The following is a 20,053-nucleotide window of genomic DNA, read 5'->3' as shown; positions in this document are numbered from 1 at the left end:
CCTTATTTATAATGTTCCTTCGCCATTTTAAAATTCATGATCATTATGTAGATATGAATACCAGCCGTGATAAAGATTCCTGTCAATTCCACCTTTTGGAAGATAACAGACATGAAAAAGAGAAGAACATAAATGGCTGGTAAAATGAGGCCACTAAGGGTCATCACAATCTCAAAAGACATTTTGTAATTAGCTTGAAGCTCTGCTTCATCCAGTTGAAGAACGTTATTTTTCAACTCTTTCAACGTTGGTGCCAAAGTGGTTCTGCGACCACGAACACGGTTAGAAAGGGAAAGCAAGTACATCTGTAAACCAGCTGAGATCATCAAACCGGCAAAAGCATAAACGGGAAACTGAATCTCAGCTGAATCATTTGAAAATAGCAATCTGTACCCTAGCAACACACTGACAAAGGATAAAACTAATGCAATACCTAAAAATACTTGAGCGTAACTGGTCTGACGACCGAGTAAACTATACAGTTTTTCCTGCTCCTCGTCATCTTCACTCGTTTCATAACTGACAATACCTTTACGAATACGGAAAATATAGATAATAGTCACTAAAAATAGTAACACGATAAGACCGTAATTCACATACTGAAGTATTTCAACAATCGTTGCCACTGGAAATTTTAAGCCGTCTTCAAAACCAAAATATCCAATCGCAAAACCAAGTGGACCACCAATTAGGGCACCTATTAAGAGGCCTTGAACAAGCTGCTTCAGTAGCCTTACACCGTTGCTATCTTTTTCTTTAATCTTTAACATTTTTTCTCTCCTTTGCTTTCTTCTCAATGTCGTCAAGGTCCATTGTCAATAGAATAAATGGTATAAGGAATTCCATAATACTCAGATCACTTTTTGGCAATACAGACAGGTCACTCAAAATCACGAACCCAAATATCAGGATAATAATGCCTAATACCATCAACTGCCATTTACGAGAACTCACTAAGCAATCTCTCACCAAAAGATACGTTCCTAATAGTACATAAACTACCCATGTCACAGGAAGATTGCTAGAGCCATGAACTAAATCTAAAGCGAGTAGAAACATTCCCGCTACAATACAGACAATTCCTACTCCTTTATAAAAGCTACTAAGTTGTTTCATAGCTGCTTCTCCTTAATCTTCTTCAACTAAACTAAACACATTTTCAACAGGTTCTTTAAAGACCTGAGCAATCTTCATGGCAATCACGACTGAGGGGGTGTATTCATTACGTTCAATCAGACTGATGGTTTGGCGAGAAACGTCTGCCAATTTTGCCATTTCAGTCTGATTGACACCGTCACGAGCTCTTAACTCCTTGAGACGATTTTTTAAGACTTGCATACTCCTCACTCCTCTACGTCAATGGATTTGATATCATCTAGACGAACAATTTTTGTGAAGACTTTACCTTTTTTATCTGTACGTTGCAATTTTACCCAATCCTCATCAACTTCAAGAATCGTCCAAGCGTAAACCGTTTGTAACTCACTATCAAAGTAAATTTTCCCAGATTTATTAACCATATTTTTAATTAATTGTGACATCTGATTTTCTCCCTTGTTTCTTTTTTCTAATCTATTGAGTTTACGTTGTAATTTTTTGTGTTTATCTGCATAAAATAGCCAGAAAATAAAAGCGACTACACCAAAATATTCCATACCTATCTCCTTGTTTGTAGCCACTTCACCACGTTATAGCTTCCGCCCATAACGGCTGGTAACAGGCAAAGCACAATCTCAAGTTGTGGTTGTTCACCTGTCCGCCACCACTGTAGCATAACAATTACAAGCGTAATAGCTGCCACACAAGCAACCACATTGAACACATGTGTCCCGGCAACCACAATTTCCTTACCTTTTTTAGTCGTAACAGTTCCTTTTACAAATGCTTCTTTAGTCATGATAGTTTCTCCTTACGTTCTCTATCTTTTCTCGATATATTTTTTTTCAAAATGTGTAGCAATCTTGTAGCTTATAATGCCTAGTAGCATAAGATAAATATTCTTATCCAACGATAGCTCCCCAGATACTATCCACGACCATAAGTCTTTTAACAGCAATATCGTAACACCAACAACACAAAATCCGATAAAGAAACCTTTAACAAATTCAACTAATTTCATCTTAATTCTCCTCTTCTTTCCAAAATAAACTAATCATAAATAAGATGGTTAAAATACCATTGATGCTCAAATAATAGGCGATGTTAGGCATGCTTCCTAATGAACTTAAGCCAATCATCGCTCCAGCCAGTAATCCCTGTAAAGCTGCAAAGGATATGATGTTAATCGCTAATTCTTGTTTCATTCAAGTCTCCCTTACCTTAATCTTATGACTGCTTTTTACTTTTCTTTAACTTTTTATCAACCATAACTAAGACAACTGCTGTCACTAATGGTGGGAAGAGATAGCTTATCGCTCCCAACTCTCCCGTAAATCCAAGACTGTGAAGCACTAGCATCACTAGCATGTTGATTAAAAATAGGGATATAAACAACAATAAGTATTTAAATAAAATCTGTTTTGTCATCCTAGTCCTCTTTCATCGCTTGCTCAGTCATTTGTGTCTTCTTGTCCTTTTTATCTTCTTCAAGAAGGATAATCACTAGCATCACGTTCATAAACCAAGTCATTTCAATATAATCCCAAATGATACCTAAATCCCATTCACCTAAAAGGAAGTAATGAGAAACAAAACTAAATAGAGCAAAAAATAATTGTGCACCTAAGCAAATATAAAGAATATGGCTAGCCGTTAGAGTGATTGCTTTAGTTTCTTGTTGCGTTTTCATAAGAACCTCCTTTTTTGTATCCGTTTTCTTTATGTATTAAGTGTAACACATCATTTTAGTTTTGACAAGTATCTTAGTCAAAAAAACAAAGATTTTTGTCAAAAATATCATGAACATAGTCAAAACGAACAAAATCTTAGTCAAGATGGTATCTACTTGGTATTTTATATCATATAATTATCAAAAAAAGAGACTGACCTCAGTCAATCTCAATTCATTACTATTTCAAATGTTGGCTCAAGTTTTCAATATCGCTTGGGCGTGTTCGGCAACAACCTCCCACAACCTTAGCACCCAACTGATGCCAGTTGATGGTGTTTTCTAACAAGCTATGACTATGGTCAGCGTTTGAGGTCCAAGTTTGGCTTGCTCCATCGTAAACTTCGCCAGAATTTGGATAGGTCACAAATGGCTTGTCTGTCAAGGTTCTTAATTGACTTAGAAAGTCTTGATAAACAGCTGGCGCTGTACAGTTAAGCCCTACTGCTAAGACTTGTTTGCTTGCGTTAATCAGCTCTGCTATTTCCTTAATAGAAGTACCATCAGAAATCGACTGACCATCTTGCGAGGTAAAACTCATGTAAGCTTCTACAGTTGGAAATTCTTCTGCTAATAGCTCAATCAGAGCCCTTGCCTCAAGAGCATTTGGAATGGTCTCTAAAGCTAATAACTCACTACCTTGCTCCAGAAGAATTTCAATACGACGACGGTGAAAAGCCTTTAATTCTTCAAGAGTAATTTGACCATAATCACCAGTATATTCTGAGCCATCAGCTAAATAGGCTGCATAGGGTCCCACATCTCCTGAAATGAGAGGATAGGCACGATTAGCTTTTTCCTCATCTGTTAATGCTGCCCAAACATTATCTCTAGCTTCTTTGGCTAAATCAACCGTCAAGCGAATTAATTGCTCTGCTTCTTCTTGAGACAATCCAGCCTCAAACAAACCGGGAAAAGTCGCTTGATAGGTTGACGTTGTTACCAAATCAGCACCTGCTTTAAGGTAGTCCTCATGAATTTCCCTAATCAAATCTGGATTTTCCAAGAGGTACTTAGCAGACCAGAGTTTTCCAGACACATCGTGACCTCGAAATTCTAACTCCGTTCCCAAAGCGCCGTGTAAAATCACATATTCTTGCGTCTCTAACAGTTCTTTAAAACGTCCCATAACAATCCTTTCTAGCACTTACCATTTTTTAAAGCGAATGTAGTGGTAAATGTAGCAAACCACCATAAATGGTACACCAAAGTAAAGACCTGCGCGTTGCGATGGATCCCAGCCAATTCCAATAATGGAAATCACGAGTAAAATGACTGTAATCCAAGGAAGCACTGGAGAAAATGGCGTCTTATATTCCAATTCATCTTCACTGTGCGTTTTTAAAAATGCCTTACGAAAACCGATTTGTGCCAACGGAATGGCCAACCAAGCAATGACAACCGCAAAACCAGCGATGGATACAAGGGCAAGGAAAATCGTATCTGCTGCGTAGATTGAAGCAACAAGGGCAATAATCACACCCACCATTGACAACAGCATCCCGCGCATCGGTACACCGTGCTTGTTAATCTTAACCAAATTTTTGCTAATCATGCCTTCATTTGCTAAAGACCAGAGCATACGGCTTGAGGCATAAAGACCCGATGTTGAGGCTGACAAAATTGCCGTCAAGATAATGAAGTTCATAATATCAGCGGCATAAGGAATACCGATTTTATCAAGCACAAGAACAAATGGTGCTTCTGTCACTCCTGCTTCTGACATTGGTAAAAGCGCTGCTAGGACAAAAATAGTTAGTACAAAGAAAGCAACCAATAAACCAATCGTTGATTTGATAGCCTCTGGCACAGCCTTTTTAGGATTATCCGTCTCACCAGCTGCGATACCAATCATCTCAACACCAGAAAAAGCATAGTTAACAGAGAGCATTACTGAAATAACACCGATAGCCCCACTAGGAAGAAGCCCATTGGCTGTAATGTTGTTAAATAGCGGAGCACCGCTTGTTCCCTCAAAAGGCAAAATGCCAAAAATAGCGAGAGTTCCAAGAATAATAAAGGCCATGATGGCATAAACTTTGATAGACGATAGGTAGTCTTCCGCAGTCGCAAACCAACCGACCGATAGCGTGTTTAGCCCAAATACTATTGCTGCAAAGATAGTTGCAAAAATCCAAATAGGAACATCAGGAAACCAACGCTGCATGAGCTGAGCTGCACCGACAAATTGAGAAGCTAGGGCAACCACCCAGCACAACCAATACATCCAAGCCACCATAAAGCCGGTTCCAGGACTGATAAACTTGGTCGCATAGGTATGAAATGAACCTGTGACTGGCATAGCGACTGACAGCTCTCCCAATGAAAACATCACCAAGTAAACCATGACAGCCCCAAAAAGATAGGCAGCAATCGCTCCAAAAGGCCCCGCTTGAGCAATCGTATAACCCGAACTCAAGAACAATCCCGTCCCAATAACACCACCGATAGACAACATCCGAAGATGACGGCTAGTCATCTGTCGATTAAATTGTCCCTCGTTTTCAAAATTATGATTTTCCATAACTCCTCCTAAAATATGTATTAGAGCTATACTAACATAAATTCAGGCAAAAATACATGTGTCTTTTTTCATAGATGGTTATAGTTTGAAACTATACCTGAAACTTTCAGAAAACATCATCTCACTCCATAGCCTGGAAAAAAGAAAAGAAAAGAAAAGAAAAGAAAAGAAAAGAAAAGACTGACATAGGTCAATCTTTAGTCAATTTTATAAAAGAATCCTCTCGGATCAGAAACATGGTATTGGTGCCCTGCAACCATACGATCCCTACTCGTATCTGAACTATCTACTCCACCATAGTTATCATCAGGGGCTATCACACCTCCTGGAATAAAAGAAATAGCAAAACCTAAACCAGATTGTTCCTTCACCTGAATAACTAACATGCCTTCTCTAGAATTTTCAATATCAACTTGCGTACGAAGAGCACCAACAACACCTTGCTGATCAAAAAACATTGTCATGCCATATTCATTTTGCCAAGTACCCGCAACACTTGAAAAATCTCCTGCTAGGACTTGTTCTACATTCATTGTATTTTGAACTGGCACCGAGGTCGTTTCAGCAGTCGTGACTTCAGTAGTTACCGTGGTTTCAGTTTGACTAGTCATAGTTGTTGTCGTGGAGCTGGTTTGGCTTGTCGTTGTACGTGTTACCTTTGTTTCAGTCTGTTTCTTAGTTTCTGACTCTTTTTTACCAGCACATGCGACAAGTAACACTGGTAGACTACACAAGACGATTCCTTTATAAACCTTTTTCATTTCAAACACCTCTATTTTCTCGTAAAGGTAAGGGTATCAGCATCAAAAGCCATCCCTAAACCATACGTCTGCTCTGCTATTTTTTCCACATAACCCAAAAGCTCCAAAGCATCCACAAAAATATCCCTACGCTTCTGCTTCACCTCGTTCTTTCTAGCAAACTTGAGTAAAAACGTCGTCATATACTTGAGGGCATACTCTGGATTCACATCACCTAAAATCTCATACAGTTTCTCTTGTTTTTCTGAAAAAGGCTGCGCAGTTCTCAGTTTATGAAAGTAATTGGCAAGAGTCAGTTCTTCACGCGTGAGACTGGATGCCTCGACAATCAGAGCATCATTGGTTTGATTGGCAAGAACTGTCTCAAATGACAATGCCAATAGCTCCCCGTAAACGGGTGACTCTGTATCAACCATGATATGACTGTCTAAAGTCACTTCCTCAACCGTCTCAAGCAAGGGCAAATTCAGCCTGTAACGCTTATTTTCACGCAAAATATAACCCGCTTGAATATAATCCTCAAGTTGCTTATCTAAGTTTTTAACCTCAGGAAAATCTCGTTTGATGTGACGTAAAATGACCTCATCATGACTATTAAGATAATTGATCAAGTCTTTAAAAAAAGGCTGTCCCGTGAGTTTTGTTGGATTAAAAATTGTTATCATAGGCTTATTATAACAAAAGAGGTCAAGACTAAAAAGTCTCAACCTCATCTCTAAGCATTATTTATTGAACTCAAAAATTTAAAAGATTTTAAAGCACCTGATAACTATCACACTTATTTTACTTGTTTCATTGTATTTGAGACAACTTCTTTATTGAGGGCACCCATGCCATAATTAGCAATCGTACCGTCAGAATTGATAAAAACGTGAGTTGGAAAAGCTCGTACTTGGTAATCTGTTAAAAAACTGTGGTTTTCTTCAAAATAAACAGGATAAGTCACGCCAAGCTCGGTCGCTTCTTCTAAAATCTCTTTTTTGCTGACATCTCGTGTTTTAGTGTTCCCCATGCCTTCATCATTTGGTGAAGCAACTGATAGGAAAACCCAATCTTCTTGGTCTTTAACCTCTTGGTAGACTTCTTCTAGTTCTGGCATTTCCATACGACAAGGTGGGCACCAAGTTCCCCACACATTGATGTAGACCTTCTTCCCTTTCAAATCTGCTAGGGTCAATTTACTACCATCATCAGCAACGAGCTCAAAATCAGGCGCCTGATCACCTTTGACTAAGCTAGCTACTGCTACTGAGTCTGTTTTCTTATTTTCTTTCCGTAGCCCATCACAGCCAGTCAAGACCAAGGCACAAATCATTGCAAAAACAATCGACAACACTGTTCTATTTTTCATGAAAAACCTCCTAAAATAAATTCCAAATCAGTGAGCAGGCAATTCCTATCAAGAGGATTCCTGAGAGAAGTTTGGTATAGTGTAACCACTTCTGACCTGCTTTAAACAGAGCCAGCATTTTTTGTGAAAAGAAAGCTAGCAACACGAAAGGCAGGATAAATCCTAAACAATAGACAATCACCAAAACCGAGCTAAGCCACCCAGCCTGACTGGACGCATATAGAAAGACGCTGGCAAGGATCGGACCAATGCAGGGTGTCCAAGAGAAACTAAAGGCAAAGCCCATGACTAAGGCAAGGAGAGGCGTCATCTTTTGTCCGCTTCTATAGACCTTATGCTTAGCCGAAATTTCTTTGAAAAAAGCAGGAATCTTAATCAGCCCCAACTGGAAAAGTCCGAAAACTAAAATCATCACCGCGCTCAATCCTTGAAGGAAAAAGCTGTGCTGAAGAAAATAACGGCTTAGGAAACTCGATGCGAAGGTCAATAAAAAGAAGGTTAGCGAGATTCCGACAGCAAAAAATAGCGTGTTAATAATCACTTTTTTCTGAGACTTCTCCGCCTGAGTGTCCTCATTACCCGCTAATATCCCAACATAAATCGGTAAAATCGGCAAGACACAGGGCGAGAAAAAAGACAATACACCTTCTAGAAACAAGGTTACTATTTGAACAACATTCATAATCATTTCCTAACTTTTATACTTAACAAAAATCAAAAATTACTTTTTTGTTTCTTTCTTAAAAAGTGCGGACGCTCCAAAGGTCTAGGAGACCTTTGGAGGTGGGAAATAAAGCTGACGAAGTCAGTGTCACAACCTCCTACGGAGTTTCATTACTACTTTTTGAGCCCCTCTATATCTCAGTAGATGATTGACTATACTTGTCGACTACTCGACAGCGTCCAACCTAATCATCCTTGCGGGGGAACTACTACGAAATTGACTTTCAATTTCTGTAGTTCTCCCAAAAGCCCGTTCTTAGCAAGAATAAATGCTTGCTAAGAATTCCACTATAGCGAAAGAAACATTTTATCCTCACTATATTAGTTGGTCCCTAGATGATATTAGAGAGTATAATATGCTAATTTTGATTTTGGATGAGTATCACTTGTATGATTTAATGATAACAATACTATTTTCTCTTGTCAAGAAATAAAAATACTCCCAGATTTGATACTGAGAGTAAATCATTTATTAAGGTTTAATACGGTGCAACATACGTGGGAATGGAATAGCTTCACGGATGTGTTTTGTACCTGCTACGAAGGTTACCATACGTTCGATACCGATACCGAATCCTCCATGTGGCACTGAACCATATTTACGGAGGTCAAGATAGAATTCATACTCCGTCTTGTCCATACCAAGTTCGTCCATTTTCGCAACAAGGGCATCGTAATTATCTTCACGCATTGAACCACCGATAATTTCGCCGTATCCTTCTGGTGCAAGAAGGTCTGCACAAAGCACACGTTCTGGGTTACCAGGTACTGGCTTCATGTAGAAAGCTTTAAAGCTGGCTGGATAGTTCACAACAAAGGTTGGGACACCAAAGTAGTTTGAAATCCATGTTTCATGTGGTGAACCAAAGTCATCACCATGCTCAAGGTGCTCGTAATCCGTATCTTCATCGTTTTCGTGTGCTTGAAGAAGGTCAATCGCTTCATCGTAAGGCACACGTTTGAATGGCTGGTCGATATAGCTCTTAAGAAGTTCTACATCACGCTCAAGCGTTTCAAGTGCTTGTGGTGCACGGTCAATAACACCTTGAATAAGGGCTTTAACGTAAGCCTCTTGAAGATCAAGTGACTCTTCATGAGTTAGGAATGAGTACTCAGCATCCATCATCCAAAATTCTGTCAAGTGGCGACGTGTTTTTGATTTTTCAGCACGGAAAACTGGGCCAAAGTCAAAGACACGACCAAGTGCCATGGCACCTGCCTCAAGGTAGAGCTGACCAGATTGACTTAAGAAAGCTGGTTGACCGAAGTAATCTGTTTCAAACAACTCTGTTGAGTCTTCGGCTGCATTTCCTGAAAGAATTGGACTATCAAATTTGATGAAACCATTTTTCTCAAAGAACTCGTAAGTAGCATAGATAATCGCATTACGGACTTGTTGGATAGCCATTTGTTTGCGTGAACGCAACCACAAGTGACGGTTATCCATCAAGAAATCTGTTCCGTGCTCTTTTGGTGTAATTGGGTAATCCGTTGATTCACCAATCACTTCAAGATTTGTCACATCCAACTCGTAACCAAATTTTGAACGCTCATCTTCTTTAACAATTCCTGTAACATACACAGATGTTTCTTGGCTAAGGCGTTTGATGGTGTCAAACTTAGCTGTTCCTTCTTCTTCACCAAATGTTTCAATAAAGTTAGGCTTGAAAGCGACAGCTTGGAAGAAGGCTGTTCCGTCACGTAATTGCAAGAACGCAATTTTTCCTTTTCCTGACTTGTTGGCTACCCAAGCACCAATCGTCACTTCTTCACCAACATGTTGGCTCACTTGATTGATTGTAACTAATTTTCTAGACATGTTTTCTCTTTTCTTCTTAAAATTTTATTCTAATACTAAATTCTCAAATGGTTTAAGCTTCCATAAACGCTTTGATACGTCTGACAGCTTCTTTTAAGGTGTCCAAATCGGTCGCATAGCTCATGCGAACATTTTCTGGAGCTCCAAATCCTTCACCAGTCACCAAAGCGACTCCTGCTTCTTCCAAAATAGCGTTGGTAAAATCTGTCACGTTAGTGTAGCCTTTCATGTCCATCGCTTTTTTGACATTAGGGAAAAGGTAGAAGGCACCTTGTGGCTTATTAACTTCAAAGCCCGGCACTTCGCACAGTAAAGGATAAATGGTATTCAGACGTTCTTCAAAAGCCTGACGCATTTCCTCTGTAGGAGTTTGATCACCTGTCAAAGCTGCAATAGCAGCATATTGAGCAGCAGTGGTTAAATTTGACGTTGTCTGGCTAATGATTTTCCCCATCGCAGCAATAATCTCTGGATTGCCAATCGCAAAGCCTACGCGCCAACCTGTCATTGCATAGGCTTTAGCAACACCATTGACAACAATGGTTTGCTTGCGAATGGCCTCAGAAATACTAGAAATTGGCGTAAATTCTGCTCCATTGTAGACCAAACGCCCATAGATATCGTCAGCCAAAATCAAAATATTATTGGCAACAGCCCAATGACCAATCGCTTCAAGCTCCTCACGACTATAAACAGAACCCGTTGGATTTGATGGAGAGTTAAGCAAAAGCACCTTTGTCTTGTCCGTACGAACAGCTTCTAGTTGCTCTACCGTCACTTTAAAGTCTGTCGCTTCTGTCGTCTGCACAAAGACTGGCTTACCTTCAGCAATAATCACCTGCTCTGAATAAGAAACCCAGTAAGGTGTCGGAATAATGACCTCATCTCCTGCATTTAGCACCGCCATGAAGAAGGCGTAAAGGATAAATTTTGCCCCTGTCCCTGCGACAACTTGATTAGGGCTAACAGCATAACCATAGAAATTCTCCATGTAAGTCGCTACTGCTGCTTTCAGCTCTGGAAGCCCACTAGCTACCGTATAAAATGAAGCTGAGCCATTCTCAATGGAAGCGATACCTGCATCACAAATGTGCTTAGGTGTTACAAAATCAGGCTCACCAACCGTTAGGCTAATAACATCTCGTCCTTCTGCTTTCAAGGCCTTAGCTCTAGCTGCTGCAGCTAAGGTTACACTTTCCTCCATAGCTAAAACGCGATTTGATAAAACTGTCATAGATCCTCCTTGGTCTCTTTTCGAGCACTTGGGGAAATAGCAAAGCTGGTCATCCTAATTGACTAAAAGCTACTATTTCCGATACATGATATTCATCTTTCCATTATATCAAACTTTATTAAAAAAATAACCTATTTCTGTAAGAATTTTTGGAAAGTTTTGAATTTGAAGTTCCGATTGTTCGGAAAGCGATTCTTGAATATCTCGCCCATAAGATTTTGTGACTAAACGTTTATCTAAAATAAGCACTGCGGATTGCTGTTGTTCCCTGCGAATCGTTCTCCCTAGAGCTTGCTTGAGGCGCAAGATAGTAACCGGTAGATGATAGTCATCAAAAGGTTCCTTACCTTCTTGTCTAAGATAAGTCTCAATTTTTCGACTAAAGAGAGATTGAGGATTATCAAAGGGAAGACGACTAATAACAGTAATCATTTGATCCGACTGAGCAAAATCAATTCCTTCCCAGAAAGCCCCCGACCCCAGCAAAAGCTGATTTTCTCCTCTATCAAAACGTTTTTTCAGATTACTAGCTAAACCATTTTTGTGCTGACAAAGATAAGAAATCTCCCACTCATCTAGGATCTGAGATAATGCCAGCATGGTTTTATTGGAAGTAAACAAGACTAAAATTGGACGTTCTAAATGAAGTAATTCTCTAATACGCTCTGCCATTTCAAAAAGGTAACGTCTTGTGGACACCTCAGTAACAGTCGGCATGCTGTCATCAACAAAGATATGCTGACCAGTTTCAAAAGGCTTGGGCAGTCTATCTAGGGTATAGTCCTCATAGCCTAACAAATTTGCCAGAGTCACCTGATGACCGATTTGTAAAGTCGCTGAAATAAAATATGTTTTTTGCGTTTCAGGAAGAAAATCTGGTAAGGACATAAAGACTAGACTGGCACTTTTTAGAAACAGACGCCGGTAGTCAGCAAAAACGTCTTCCTCAATCCAAACCTGTTGAACATCTCGGCTCAATACCTGCCTTAGTTCCAGAAGAATAGGCAAATCCAATTCTTTCAAATAAATTTTCAACTGCTCTAGACTTTCCTCATCTAGTTGCCCCAGATCTGAAAATTGCTGTGTCAAATGAGATAATTCAAATTGAATCCCTTCTAAAAGGCGCTTATGAAGCGTATTTTGCACTGTACCTAAAACCTGTTCAATCTCGGTAAGAATCTGCTTAATCTCACACTTTCTATGTGAAAAGGCCTCTAGATTCAAAAAGAACTTTTGCGCCTCATCAATAATTAACGTCTTACCAGCGACAAAGTCCTTATCATCCTGTACCCTTGTCAAAAAATAAGCATGATTGGTAACCAAAAGACGACTTGTTTTAGAGGCTCGATAATGCCTCTCCCAAAAATCAACATCTGTGAAAAAACTTTTTCGACTCAATTCCCCATCATGTTGAATTTGTTTGAAATAAGCTTCAAATCGCTGCTTTTGTCCAATTTCATCCATATCACCCGTTTCTGTCTCACAGAGCCAGACCAAAAGTTGCATCTTATAACGATTGATAAGACGATTATCATCCTCTGTCGCCAAGCTATCCCAAAATTTATCAAGACTGATATAATTTTTAGGACTTTTCAAGCTCTGAGTAGAAACATTAAAGACTTCCTCCAAACGCTTAATGTCCCCTGACATCATTTGATCTTGCAATGCCTTGGTTGGCACAGTCACCACAATTTGTCTAATTTCAGGGTTAGCTAATAGTGGCAATAAGTAACCGTAGTTTTTTCCAATCCCTGTGCCTGCTTCAATAAAGGCTGGTTTTGATTCAGTTAACCGCTCTGCTATTTTTTCTGAAAAAAGCTGCTGCTGAGGACGCTGATCAAGACCTAACAAACCTAGATTCATCTCAAAGTCTTTGGAGAAATGGCGCTGCGCAGGTAAATTCGCTGGCTGTTTTAGCACTAGACCTCCAACTTCAATCCAGTTTTCTCCCAGTGATTCACCACTCTTTTCCCTATAAATCTCATCAATAATGAGCCTTGTCTCAAAGAGCAAATCATCACTAAACTCCAGAATTTTTTCTAACGTCATCAAGGGCAAACTTCTGATTTTCTCCTTCAAACGGAGCAACAACTCTGCCGTTGCACGCGCATCCGCAATTGCTGTATGAGCATCTGTTAATTGAAGATCTAAAACCTGTGAAAGGTTTTCTAAGGTATAGCGCTCAAAAGTCGGAAAGAAAATCTGTGATAATTCTACCGTATCGACCAAAGGAGAACGAAGTTCATAGCCTTCCATAAAAAGCTCTTCTGCCAAGAGATTGGCATCAAACTTAACATTGTGGGCAACAAAAATAGCCCCATCAATCAATTCAAAAATGGTTTTAGCAACCTGAGAAAAATCAGGTGCCTTTGCTAAGCGTTCATCCGTTAAACCTGTTAAAGAAATAATATGTTCACTCAAGGCCTCATGAGGATTAATATCACTTTCAAACGTCTCTACAACCTTACCATCTTCAAGAATCACAATTCCCACTTGAATAATTTTAGCAAGACTAGAAGCCGAGGTCGCTTCTAAATCCACGATAGCATATCGTGTTTTATCCATTTGTTTCATAACACCTATTATAGCGCTTTAAACCAAAAATTTCTAATACTTTTAAACAGTAAAAAAGAACCTACTTTTTTAGTAGGTCCCAAGGTTATTATCCTTCTCAGATTAATCATTTCGTGAGAAAATGCGGAGCAAGCTAAGAAAAAGATTGATAAAGTCAAGGTAGAGACTAAGCGCCATCGAAATTGCCCAGCCATCTCCCACACGACCACCAGTTTGCTGATAAACGTGCTTAATCATCTGATTATCGTAGGCAATCAAACCAGAAAAAATCAATACTGACAAGATACTAATGATATAACTCATCGTACCTGAGCCGATAAACACATTGACTAAACTTGCAATCAGTACACCAATCAAAGCAGCAATTAAAGCTTTTGCCATTCCCGATAAGTCTTTCTTAACTGTTGCCCCGATGATAGCCATAACACCAAAAACAAGAGCAGCCGATACAAAGGCTTGAAAAACAGTCGTTTGGGCATACATCAGTAGGACAAAGCTAAGCGTAAAACCATTAAGGGCAGAATAAGTCAAAAAGAGTGGCAAAGCCATGGGACTATTTTTACGTGCCGCACCAGAAGCAACAAAGACCAAACCTAATTCTGCAAAAATCGCCAAATAGTAAATCATCGGTGCATTAGCCAAAATGCCAATCAGATTATTTGGAAATAGGTAGAGCATAACAAACGAAACAAAAGCAGAAAGCCCAATTCCCATACCCACAAGACCATAAATCTTAGCAAAAAAGCGATTCAAACCTGCATCAGTTTGTGTGTAAATCACATTATTATCAAATTCCATTATATAACCTCTTCATTCTATCATTGAACACACCAATATAGGCGGTGCGCCCTAGATTGCCCCATCAATTTCTCAACTGGGCAATCCTCTATTACTAAATCAATTTCCTAATGATTGTGACTGCCAAGTTCTTTCCTTTTAAAGAATGACCGCCTTTTCCAAGCGTGTCTCAGAGGAGTTGCCGCCTCCTTAATAGCCCAGTATTTATCAACCATTGTTACAATGTAACCTTCTTTATAGCGAGGCGGAGCAATCGTTGCGCCCCACATGTGCTTAAGGATAATGTCCTCTTCCTTACGATTTAAGTCAATTAACTTTCTTGCATTACGCACAGCGATACGTGGATGCGTCCAAGCATGACCTTTTTTAAATTTGGTATCGCGCCAATCGTAATAAAACATATCATGTAATAACCCACCACGCGCTGTTGATTTTGCATCCCAGCCTAGCTTTCTTGCAATCTTAAAACTAGTATAAGCAACATTTATCGAATGCTCATAGCGTGTCGAATGATGATGCTGCACAATATTATCTAACTTTTTAAATCGTGGATGATTGATCAAATGCCCCACATGTGCCATAAACTCAGGGTCTTTTGTGTAGTGCTTCATAACGAACCACCTCCTAAAGCTATTATACCATCTTTACTTAAATCAAACTAAAAATAAGTATACCTGCTGCCACTGCAACATTTAAACTTTCCGCTTGACCAGGCATGGTTATATGAACCAGCTTATCAGCCTCTTCCAGCATATTTTCTGAAATCCCATTTCCCTCATTTCCCATGACCAAGGCAAAGCTGTCAAAAGTCGGAAGCTGACGGTAATCAATAGAATCCTTTGACAAAGTTGTTGCTAAAATAGGCACAGCCGACGCTTTTAATAAAGCAATCGTATCACTTGTACGATTACGCCAAATTGGCAAGTGAAAATGTGAGCCCTGCATCGAACGCAAGGTTTTTTGATTATAAATATCTGCTGTCTTGTCAGACAAAAAGACCCCATCAAAACCAGCTGCATCAGCCGTTCTGATTATCGTACCTACATTGCCAGGATCCTGAACATCTTCTAAAAAGAGATAACGCCCTGATAGCGTATCAGGCAAGCTTTTTTCACTAAAAGCAACTTCTGCTACAATTCCTTGAGGGCTAGGAGAGTCAGACAGGTCTTTCAAAATTTCTGGCGTGACCACAATGACATTTGAAAAATCAGCTAGTCGCTCTGCCATATCCTCTAACACAAAAATCTGTAAGATTTCTGCACCTGACTGAAGTGCTTCCTCTACCAAATGCCAGCCCTCAATCAGATATGAAGATTTACGATATTTCTTTTGTAAAAGTTTTTTTGCCGCCTTAATGGTCGGATTTGTTCGTGATGTTATTTTTTGCATAAGACTATTATAGCAAATTTTAAAAAATCAGTTAGGAAACTTTGATTTTTCTCATAAATTCAAGTATAATGCAAGTAATGAGAAAACGAATTAAACCTATACTGGTCTTGATGTTTATCGGTCTCTTTCTTTTTACATTGGTTTCTGTCAAAGCGCGACATGACTATAATCAAAAACAATTAGCAGCGGCTAATAAAAAACGAGCGCAAGCGGAAGCAAAGGCAGCCCAAGAAGCTGCAGCTAAAAAAGTAGAGAAAGAGCAGAAAAAAGATGAAGAACCATTGATCCTTAATCCGATTATTGATGTTTCAGGCTGGCAGTTACCAAGTGATATCGACTACGATACCCTTTCTGCTAATATTTCTGGTGCCATTGTTCGTGTCTTCGGAGGCTCACAAATTACAGCCGACAATAATGCTGCTCACACTACTGGAATTGATAAGTCTTTCAAGACACACATTACAGAATTTCAAAAACGTGATGTGCCCGTTGCTGTTTACAGCTATGCTCTTGGACGCAGCGTCGCTGAAATGAAGGAAGAAGCTCGTATTTTCTATGAAAATGCCTCTCCTTACGACCCTACGTTTTACTGGATTGATGTCGAAGAAGCAACCATGAAAAATATGAATGCGGGTGTTGAAGCCTTTCGTAAGGAACTTAAGCGACTAGGTGCCGAAAACGTTGGTATCTACATTGGCACATTCTTCATGGCAGAACAAAGTATTTCCGTTGATAAATTTGATGCCATTTGGATTCCAACTTACGGCGATAATTCCGGTTACTACAATGCAGCTCCACAAACAGACTTAGTTTACGACCTTCACCAATACACATCAAATGGTTGGGTCAGCGGAGCAGCAGCGTTACTAGACCTCAATCAGATTTCACCAGTTGCTACCAATCAAAGAGCTGTCTATGAAAAACTCTTCGGTCCGATAAAAGAAGACGAAGAAAAAGCAAAAACCGAGTAATCACAAATAAGTTTTAGAACTTCCCTATCAGTCCTAAATAATATTTATTAGCCTCTTTCATAAAAGGTCTCCAAGCTAGTCAGTTTGGAGACCTTTTTATACCAATTTCTACTGGAAGAACTATTATAGGCGAATAGTAGCTCCTAGAAGCTTGCACTATTACGTCAGCACACAAGCCAAACGTAAAAAGAGGTCCAGGAATCCCGAACCTCTAAATTTATTATTCAACCGTTACAGATTTGGCAAGGTTGCGTGGTTTATCCACATCAAGCCCACGTTGAAGGGTTGCATAGTAAGCAACTAATTGAGTTGGCACAACCATAGCAATTGCTGACAAGAATGGGTGAACGGTTAAGACTTTGATATCATCTTCATCACGAGCCATCGCTTCATCAACAATTGTTAAGACACTAGCACCACGTGCTGCTACTTCTTGGATATTACCACGAGTATGGGCAGCAAGAGTTTCATTATTTGAGATAAGCGCAATGACTGGCACGCCATCTTCAATCAAGGAAATAGTACCGTGTTTCAATTCACCAGCAGCAAATCCCTCACATTGGATATAAGAAATTTCCTTCAATTTCAATGATGCTTCCATGGCAACATAGTAATCAGTTCCACGTCCAATATAGAAAGCATTGCGTGATGTTGCCAAAAGATCTGCCACTTTCGCTTCAATAACGTCTTTTTCAGAAAGGCTCGCTTCAATAGACTGAGCAACGATTGACAGTTCATGAACCAAATCAAAGTTAGCTGCTTTGCTATTGCCATTAGCGTCACCGACAGCTTTTGCTAGAACGGCAAGAGTCGCAATCTGAGCTGTGTAGGCTTTTGTTGAAGCTACCGCAATTTCGGGACCAGCATGAAGCAACATGGTGTAGTTGGCTTCACGAGACAGGGTTGATCCTGGAACATTTGTTACTGTCAAACTTGGAATGCCCATCGCATTAGCACGGACAAGTACCTGACGGCTGTCAGCAGTCTCACCAGATTGGCTGATAAAGATGAAGAGAGGTTTTTGACTTAGTAATGGTTGATTGTAACCCCACTCTGAGGCAATACCAAGTTCAACAGGTGTATCTGTCAATTGCTCAAGGAAATCTTTTGAGGCAAAACCGGCATGGTAAGAGGTTCCTGCTGCGATGATATAGATACGATCAGCTTCTTGAACCGCCTTAATAATATCAGCATCAACAGTGATTTGACCCGCATCATCTGTATAGGCTGAAATCAATTTACGCATCACTGTTGGTTGCTCATCAATTTCTTTCAACATGTAATAAGGGTAAGTCCCTTTACCAATATCAGAAAGGTCTAATTCAGCTGTGTAGCTACCACGTTCAATCGCATTTCCAGCATAATCTTGTACTTGAACACTATCAGCTTTTACAATAACCAATTCTTTATCATGAATTTCCATGTATTCTGATGTTTCACGAATCATGGCCATAGCGTCTGAGCAGACCATATTATAGCCGTCACCTAGACCAATAAGGAGTGGTGATTTATTTTTAGCGACATAGATGGTATCAGCATCTTCAGCGTCCATGAGCGCAAAAGCATAAGACCCTTCAATAATTGATAAAGCTTTACGGAAAGCATCAAGAACAGATAGGCCATCTTCTTCGGCAAATTTACCAATAAGGTGAACCGCAATTTCAGTATCTGTTTGCCCTTTAAGATTGTGACCAGCTAGATAATCCGCTTTAATCTCAGCAAAGTTTTCAATAACCCCATTGTGAACAAGGGTAAAACGAGAAGTCTCTGATTGATGAGGGTGCGCATTGATTTCACTTGGTTTTCCGTGAGTTGCCCAACGGGTATGCCCAATCCCAGCAGTCCCTGCAATATCAATGCCTAATTTTGCTCGTAAGTCTGCAATACGACCAACAGATTTGACCAAGCTAGTCTTTTGACCATTGGCAACATAGATACCTGCCGAATCATAACCACGATATTCTAATTTTTCAAGACCTTGCATCAAGATGTCTGTAGCATTTTTATTTCCTACAACACCAACAATTCCACACATAATGATTTCCTCTTTTTTAAAATTGGTATAGTCTAATTTATTTCTTTAAAATACGACTATTACAGTATAAGTTAATAGATATCTTTTGTCAAATATAAAATTGGTATAGTCATTTCACCTTAAATCTACAAAGGAAATCCCACGGGATAACCAAATCTTAGTGAAGACCAAGATGAAAAATATAGCAAAACTTACTTTTGAGACTACTCTGACATGATAAGATACTTTTAAAATAGTTGATATAATCACACAATCACTTTACTTGCTTTTGAAATGGTTTTCAGTTACAATACGAATATCAAAAATAGTTTTACACACAAGGGAGTGCCTTTGGCTGAGATCGCATCTGCGAAATCCTCATTACCTGATCTCGTTAGGACGAGCGTAGGGATTGTGACAGACATCTAAAAAGATGCTTCTTTGTGTACAGACAAAGGAGTTTTTTATGTCCCAAAAAGTTACCCCTCTCGTTGAAGCTGCGATTTTTGCTGCTCTTGCCATGGTTCTGTCCCTTATTCCAGATTTTGCGGAGTGGTTTACACCATCTTTCGGCGCTATACCCCTCGTTCTGTTCTCCCTGCGCAGAGGAACCAAGTACGGTATTCTTGCTGGATTGATATGGGGATTACTACATTTTCCTCTAGGTAAAGTTTATTACCTCAATCTTTCTCAAGTAGGCATCGAATACATTCTTGCCTTTGCTTGTATGGGGTTAGCTGGTTTCATGACAAGTCCATTGCAAAAGTCTCTTAAGACAATTAAAAAGACTGCAACCCTTACTTTTGCCTTATTAGGTGCTACCTTGGCAACTCTTGTACGCTATATCTGCCACTACATCGCTGGCGTTATTTTTTGGGGTTCCTATGCTCCTGAAGGGGTTTCTGCCGAGTGGTATTCCTTTACGGTAAATGGCACAGCTGGCACTTTGACACTTGGTGTCGTTGCCATTGTCATTATCATTTTACTAAAAACACAGCCAAAATTTTTCCAACCAAGCCGATAAGTTTCTGACAAAACATACATAAAATGGTATAATAGATTTATTAT

General features: G+C 39.6%; 24 protein-coding genes and 1 riboswitch. Of the genes, 2 read left to right on the top strand and 22 right to left on the bottom strand.

What is annotated here, in order from left to right; translation table 11 throughout:
• Positions 1 to 2: 2 nt before the first annotated feature.
• The 21 genes from EAF07_RS03730 to EAF07_RS03630 form a co-directional block, all read right to left on the bottom strand.
• Positions 3 to 770 carry a DUF3169 family protein gene (locus EAF07_RS03730; RefSeq protein ID WP_121834949.1) on the bottom strand — a complete coding sequence of 256 codons (768 nt, stop codon included), beginning with the start codon at positions 768 to 770 and terminating at the stop codon, positions 3 to 5.
• The gene (locus EAF07_RS03725; protein ID WP_121834948.1) at positions 757 to 1,116 is read right to left on the bottom strand and encodes a hypothetical protein; all 360 of its coding nucleotides are present in this window, start codon (positions 1,114 to 1,116) and stop codon (positions 757 to 759) included. Before EAF07_RS03725 ends, EAF07_RS03730 begins: the two co-directional genes overlap by 14 nt.
• Positions 1,117 to 1,128: 12 nt before the next feature.
• Positions 1,129 to 1,338, bottom strand: a complete 210-nt coding sequence (locus tag EAF07_RS03720) for a helix-turn-helix transcriptional regulator (RefSeq protein WP_121834947.1) — start codon at positions 1,336 to 1,338, stop codon at positions 1,129 to 1,131.
• A gap of 5 nt (positions 1,339 to 1,343) precedes the next feature.
• Positions 1,344 to 1,655: a hypothetical protein gene (locus EAF07_RS03715; RefSeq protein WP_121834946.1), complete on the bottom strand. Its 312-nt coding sequence runs from the start codon at positions 1,653 to 1,655 to the stop codon at positions 1,344 to 1,346.
• 2 nt (positions 1,656 to 1,657) lie between these two features.
• Complete coding sequence (locus tag EAF07_RS03710) at positions 1,658 to 1,897, bottom strand: hypothetical protein (RefSeq protein WP_121834945.1); 240 nt, start codon at positions 1,895 to 1,897, stop codon at positions 1,658 to 1,660.
• Positions 1,898 to 1,918: 21 nt separating this feature from the next.
• Complete coding sequence (locus EAF07_RS03705) at positions 1,919 to 2,119, bottom strand: hypothetical protein (RefSeq protein ID WP_121834944.1); 201 nt, start codon at positions 2,117 to 2,119, stop codon at positions 1,919 to 1,921.
• Between the two features lies 1 nt (position 2,120).
• Entirely contained in the window at positions 2,121 to 2,303 is a 183-nt protein-coding gene (locus tag EAF07_RS03700) for a hypothetical protein (RefSeq protein WP_121834943.1), read from the bottom strand.
• A gap of 22 nt (positions 2,304 to 2,325) precedes the next feature.
• Positions 2,326 to 2,526: a hypothetical protein gene (locus tag EAF07_RS03695; protein WP_121834942.1), complete on the bottom strand. Its 201-nt coding sequence runs from the start codon at positions 2,524 to 2,526 to the stop codon at positions 2,326 to 2,328.
• A gap of 1 nt (position 2,527) precedes the next feature.
• The gene (locus EAF07_RS03690) at positions 2,528 to 2,788 is read right to left on the bottom strand and encodes a hypothetical protein (protein ID WP_121834941.1); all 261 of its coding nucleotides are present in this window, start codon (positions 2,786 to 2,788) and stop codon (positions 2,528 to 2,530) included.
• Between the two features lie 220 nt (positions 2,789 to 3,008).
• Positions 3,009 to 3,956 carry a homocysteine S-methyltransferase gene (gene mmuM / locus EAF07_RS03685; protein ID WP_121834940.1) on the bottom strand — a complete coding sequence of 316 codons (948 nt, stop codon included), beginning with the start codon at positions 3,954 to 3,956 and terminating at the stop codon, positions 3,009 to 3,011.
• 18 nt (positions 3,957 to 3,974) lie between these two features.
• A complete protein-coding gene (locus EAF07_RS03680; protein WP_121834939.1) occupies positions 3,975 to 5,351 on the bottom strand; it encodes an amino acid permease in 1,377 nt (458 codons plus the stop codon).
• A gap of 197 nt (positions 5,352 to 5,548) precedes the next feature.
• Positions 5,549 to 6,112 carry a DUF6287 domain-containing protein gene (locus tag EAF07_RS03675; protein WP_121834938.1) on the bottom strand — a complete coding sequence of 188 codons (564 nt, stop codon included), beginning with the start codon at positions 6,110 to 6,112 and terminating at the stop codon, positions 5,549 to 5,551.
• Positions 6,113 to 6,123: 11 nt separating this feature from the next.
• Positions 6,124 to 6,777: a DUF1803 domain-containing protein gene (locus EAF07_RS03670; RefSeq protein WP_121834977.1), complete on the bottom strand. Its 654-nt coding sequence runs from the start codon at positions 6,775 to 6,777 to the stop codon at positions 6,124 to 6,126.
• Positions 6,778 to 6,890: 113 nt separating this feature from the next.
• Entirely contained in the window at positions 6,891 to 7,463 is a 573-nt protein-coding gene (locus EAF07_RS03665) for a TlpA family protein disulfide reductase (protein ID WP_121834937.1), read from the bottom strand.
• A gap of 10 nt (positions 7,464 to 7,473) precedes the next feature.
• A complete protein-coding gene (locus tag EAF07_RS03660; RefSeq protein ID WP_121834936.1) occupies positions 7,474 to 8,151 on the bottom strand; it encodes a cytochrome c biogenesis CcdA family protein in 678 nt (225 codons plus the stop codon).
• A 507-nt stretch (positions 8,152 to 8,658) separates the two neighbouring features.
• The gene (gene asnS / locus EAF07_RS03655) at positions 8,659 to 10,005 is read right to left on the bottom strand and encodes an asparagine--tRNA ligase (RefSeq protein WP_121834935.1); all 1,347 of its coding nucleotides are present in this window, start codon (positions 10,003 to 10,005) and stop codon (positions 8,659 to 8,661) included.
• 52 nt (positions 10,006 to 10,057) lie between these two features.
• Positions 10,058 to 11,239 carry a pyridoxal phosphate-dependent aminotransferase gene (locus EAF07_RS03650; RefSeq protein ID WP_121834934.1) on the bottom strand — a complete coding sequence of 394 codons (1,182 nt, stop codon included), beginning with the start codon at positions 11,237 to 11,239 and terminating at the stop codon, positions 10,058 to 10,060.
• A 108-nt stretch (positions 11,240 to 11,347) separates the two neighbouring features.
• On the bottom strand, positions 11,348 to 13,813 hold the full coding sequence (locus EAF07_RS03645; protein WP_121834933.1) for a bifunctional DnaQ family exonuclease/ATP-dependent helicase: 2,466 nt from the start codon (positions 13,811 to 13,813) through the stop codon (positions 11,348 to 11,350).
• A 102-nt stretch (positions 13,814 to 13,915) separates the two neighbouring features.
• On the bottom strand, positions 13,916 to 14,611 hold the full coding sequence (locus tag EAF07_RS03640) for a Bax inhibitor-1/YccA family protein (RefSeq protein WP_121834932.1): 696 nt from the start codon (positions 14,609 to 14,611) through the stop codon (positions 13,916 to 13,918).
• A gap of 107 nt (positions 14,612 to 14,718) precedes the next feature.
• Positions 14,719 to 15,222, bottom strand: coding sequence for an HD domain-containing protein (locus tag EAF07_RS03635; RefSeq protein WP_121834931.1), 504 nt, complete (start codon positions 15,220 to 15,222; stop codon positions 14,719 to 14,721).
• A gap of 37 nt (positions 15,223 to 15,259) precedes the next feature.
• Positions 15,260 to 16,000 carry a TrmH family RNA methyltransferase gene (locus EAF07_RS03630; protein ID WP_121834930.1) on the bottom strand — a complete coding sequence of 247 codons (741 nt, stop codon included), beginning with the start codon at positions 15,998 to 16,000 and terminating at the stop codon, positions 15,260 to 15,262.
• A gap of 77 nt (positions 16,001 to 16,077) precedes the next feature.
• On the opposite strand from EAF07_RS03630, the gene EAF07_RS03625 reads away from it, so the two are divergent.
• The gene (locus EAF07_RS03625; protein ID WP_121834976.1) at positions 16,078 to 16,971 is read left to right on the top strand and encodes a glycoside hydrolase family 25 protein; all 894 of its coding nucleotides are present in this window, start codon (positions 16,078 to 16,080) and stop codon (positions 16,969 to 16,971) included.
• A 220-nt stretch (positions 16,972 to 17,191) separates the two neighbouring features.
• On the opposite strand, the gene glmS is transcribed toward EAF07_RS03625, so the two are convergent.
• Positions 17,192 to 19,006: a glutamine--fructose-6-phosphate transaminase (isomerizing) gene (gene glmS / locus EAF07_RS03620; RefSeq protein ID WP_121834929.1), complete on the bottom strand. Its 1,815-nt coding sequence runs from the start codon at positions 19,004 to 19,006 to the stop codon at positions 17,192 to 17,194.
• A gap of 310 nt (positions 19,007 to 19,316) precedes the next feature.
• A riboswitch (TPP riboswitch) is annotated at positions 19,317 to 19,414 on the top strand.
• 37 nt (positions 19,415 to 19,451) lie between these two features.
• Here glmS and thiT point away from each other — a divergent pair.
• Positions 19,452 to 20,009 carry an energy-coupled thiamine transporter ThiT gene (gene thiT, locus EAF07_RS03615; protein ID WP_121834928.1) on the top strand — a complete coding sequence of 186 codons (558 nt, stop codon included), beginning with the start codon at positions 19,452 to 19,454 and terminating at the stop codon, positions 20,007 to 20,009.
• The last annotated feature ends 44 nt before the right edge of the window (positions 20,010 to 20,053 follow it).

This window comes from Streptococcus hillyeri (genome assembly GCF_003686955.1).
Classification (GTDB): Bacteria; Bacillota; Bacilli; order Lactobacillales; family Streptococcaceae; genus Streptococcus; species Streptococcus hillyeri.
Note: the sequence above shows the minus strand (reverse complement) of the source record. Positions and strands in the feature narration are given on the sequence as shown.

Excerpts from the sequence above, each read along its gene's own strand:
- EAF07_RS03730 (WP_121834949.1), bottom strand. The coding sequence starts at position 770 with ATGTTAAAGATTAAAGAAAAAGATAGCAACGGTGTAAGGCTACTGAAG.
- EAF07_RS03725 (WP_121834948.1), bottom strand. The coding sequence starts at position 1,116 with ATGAAACAACTTAGTAGCTTTTATAAAGGAGTAGGAATTGTCTGTATT.
- EAF07_RS03720 (WP_121834947.1), bottom strand. The coding sequence starts at position 1,338 with ATGCAAGTCTTAAAAAATCGTCTCAAGGAGTTAAGAGCTCGTGACGGT.
- EAF07_RS03715 (WP_121834946.1), bottom strand. The coding sequence starts at position 1,655 with ATGGAATATTTTGGTGTAGTCGCTTTTATTTTCTGGCTATTTTATGCA.
- EAF07_RS03710 (WP_121834945.1), bottom strand. The coding sequence starts at position 1,897 with ATGACTAAAGAAGCATTTGTAAAAGGAACTGTTACGACTAAAAAAGGT.
- EAF07_RS03705 (WP_121834944.1), bottom strand. The coding sequence starts at position 2,119 with ATGAAATTAGTTGAATTTGTTAAAGGTTTCTTTATCGGATTTTGTGTT.
- EAF07_RS03700 (WP_121834943.1), bottom strand. The coding sequence starts at position 2,303 with ATGAAACAAGAATTAGCGATTAACATCATATCCTTTGCAGCTTTACAG.
- EAF07_RS03695 (WP_121834942.1), bottom strand. The coding sequence starts at position 2,526 with ATGACAAAACAGATTTTATTTAAATACTTATTGTTGTTTATATCCCTA.
- EAF07_RS03690 (WP_121834941.1), bottom strand. The coding sequence starts at position 2,788 with ATGAAAACGCAACAAGAAACTAAAGCAATCACTCTAACGGCTAGCCAT.
- mmuM (WP_121834940.1), bottom strand. The coding sequence starts at position 3,956 with ATGGGACGTTTTAAAGAACTGTTAGAGACGCAAGAATATGTGATTTTA.
- EAF07_RS03680 (WP_121834939.1), bottom strand. The coding sequence starts at position 5,351 with ATGGAAAATCATAATTTTGAAAACGAGGGACAATTTAATCGACAGATG.
- EAF07_RS03675 (WP_121834938.1), bottom strand. The coding sequence starts at position 6,112 with ATGAAAAAGGTTTATAAAGGAATCGTCTTGTGTAGTCTACCAGTGTTA.
- EAF07_RS03670 (WP_121834977.1), bottom strand. The coding sequence starts at position 6,777 with ATGATAACAATTTTTAATCCAACAAAACTCACGGGACAGCCTTTTTTT.
- EAF07_RS03665 (WP_121834937.1), bottom strand. The coding sequence starts at position 7,463 with ATGAAAAATAGAACAGTGTTGTCGATTGTTTTTGCAATGATTTGTGCC.
- EAF07_RS03660 (WP_121834936.1), bottom strand. The coding sequence starts at position 8,151 with ATGATTATGAATGTTGTTCAAATAGTAACCTTGTTTCTAGAAGGTGTA.
- asnS (WP_121834935.1), bottom strand. The coding sequence starts at position 10,005 with ATGTCTAGAAAATTAGTTACAATCAATCAAGTGAGCCAACATGTTGGT.
- EAF07_RS03650 (WP_121834934.1), bottom strand. The coding sequence starts at position 11,239 with ATGACAGTTTTATCAAATCGCGTTTTAGCTATGGAGGAAAGTGTAACC.
- EAF07_RS03645 (WP_121834933.1), bottom strand. The coding sequence starts at position 13,813 with ATGAAACAAATGGATAAAACACGATATGCTATCGTGGATTTAGAAGCG.
- EAF07_RS03640 (WP_121834932.1), bottom strand. The coding sequence starts at position 14,611 with ATGGAATTTGATAATAATGTGATTTACACACAAACTGATGCAGGTTTG.
- EAF07_RS03635 (WP_121834931.1), bottom strand. The coding sequence starts at position 15,222 with ATGAAGCACTACACAAAAGACCCTGAGTTTATGGCACATGTGGGGCAT.
- EAF07_RS03630 (WP_121834930.1), bottom strand. The coding sequence starts at position 16,000 with ATGCAAAAAATAACATCACGAACAAATCCGACCATTAAGGCGGCAAAA.
- EAF07_RS03625 (WP_121834976.1), top strand. The coding sequence starts at position 16,078 with ATGAGAAAACGAATTAAACCTATACTGGTCTTGATGTTTATCGGTCTC.
- glmS (WP_121834929.1), bottom strand. The coding sequence starts at position 19,006 with ATGTGTGGAATTGTTGGTGTTGTAGGAAATAAAAATGCTACAGACATC.
- thiT (WP_121834928.1), top strand. The coding sequence starts at position 19,452 with ATGTCCCAAAAAGTTACCCCTCTCGTTGAAGCTGCGATTTTTGCTGCT.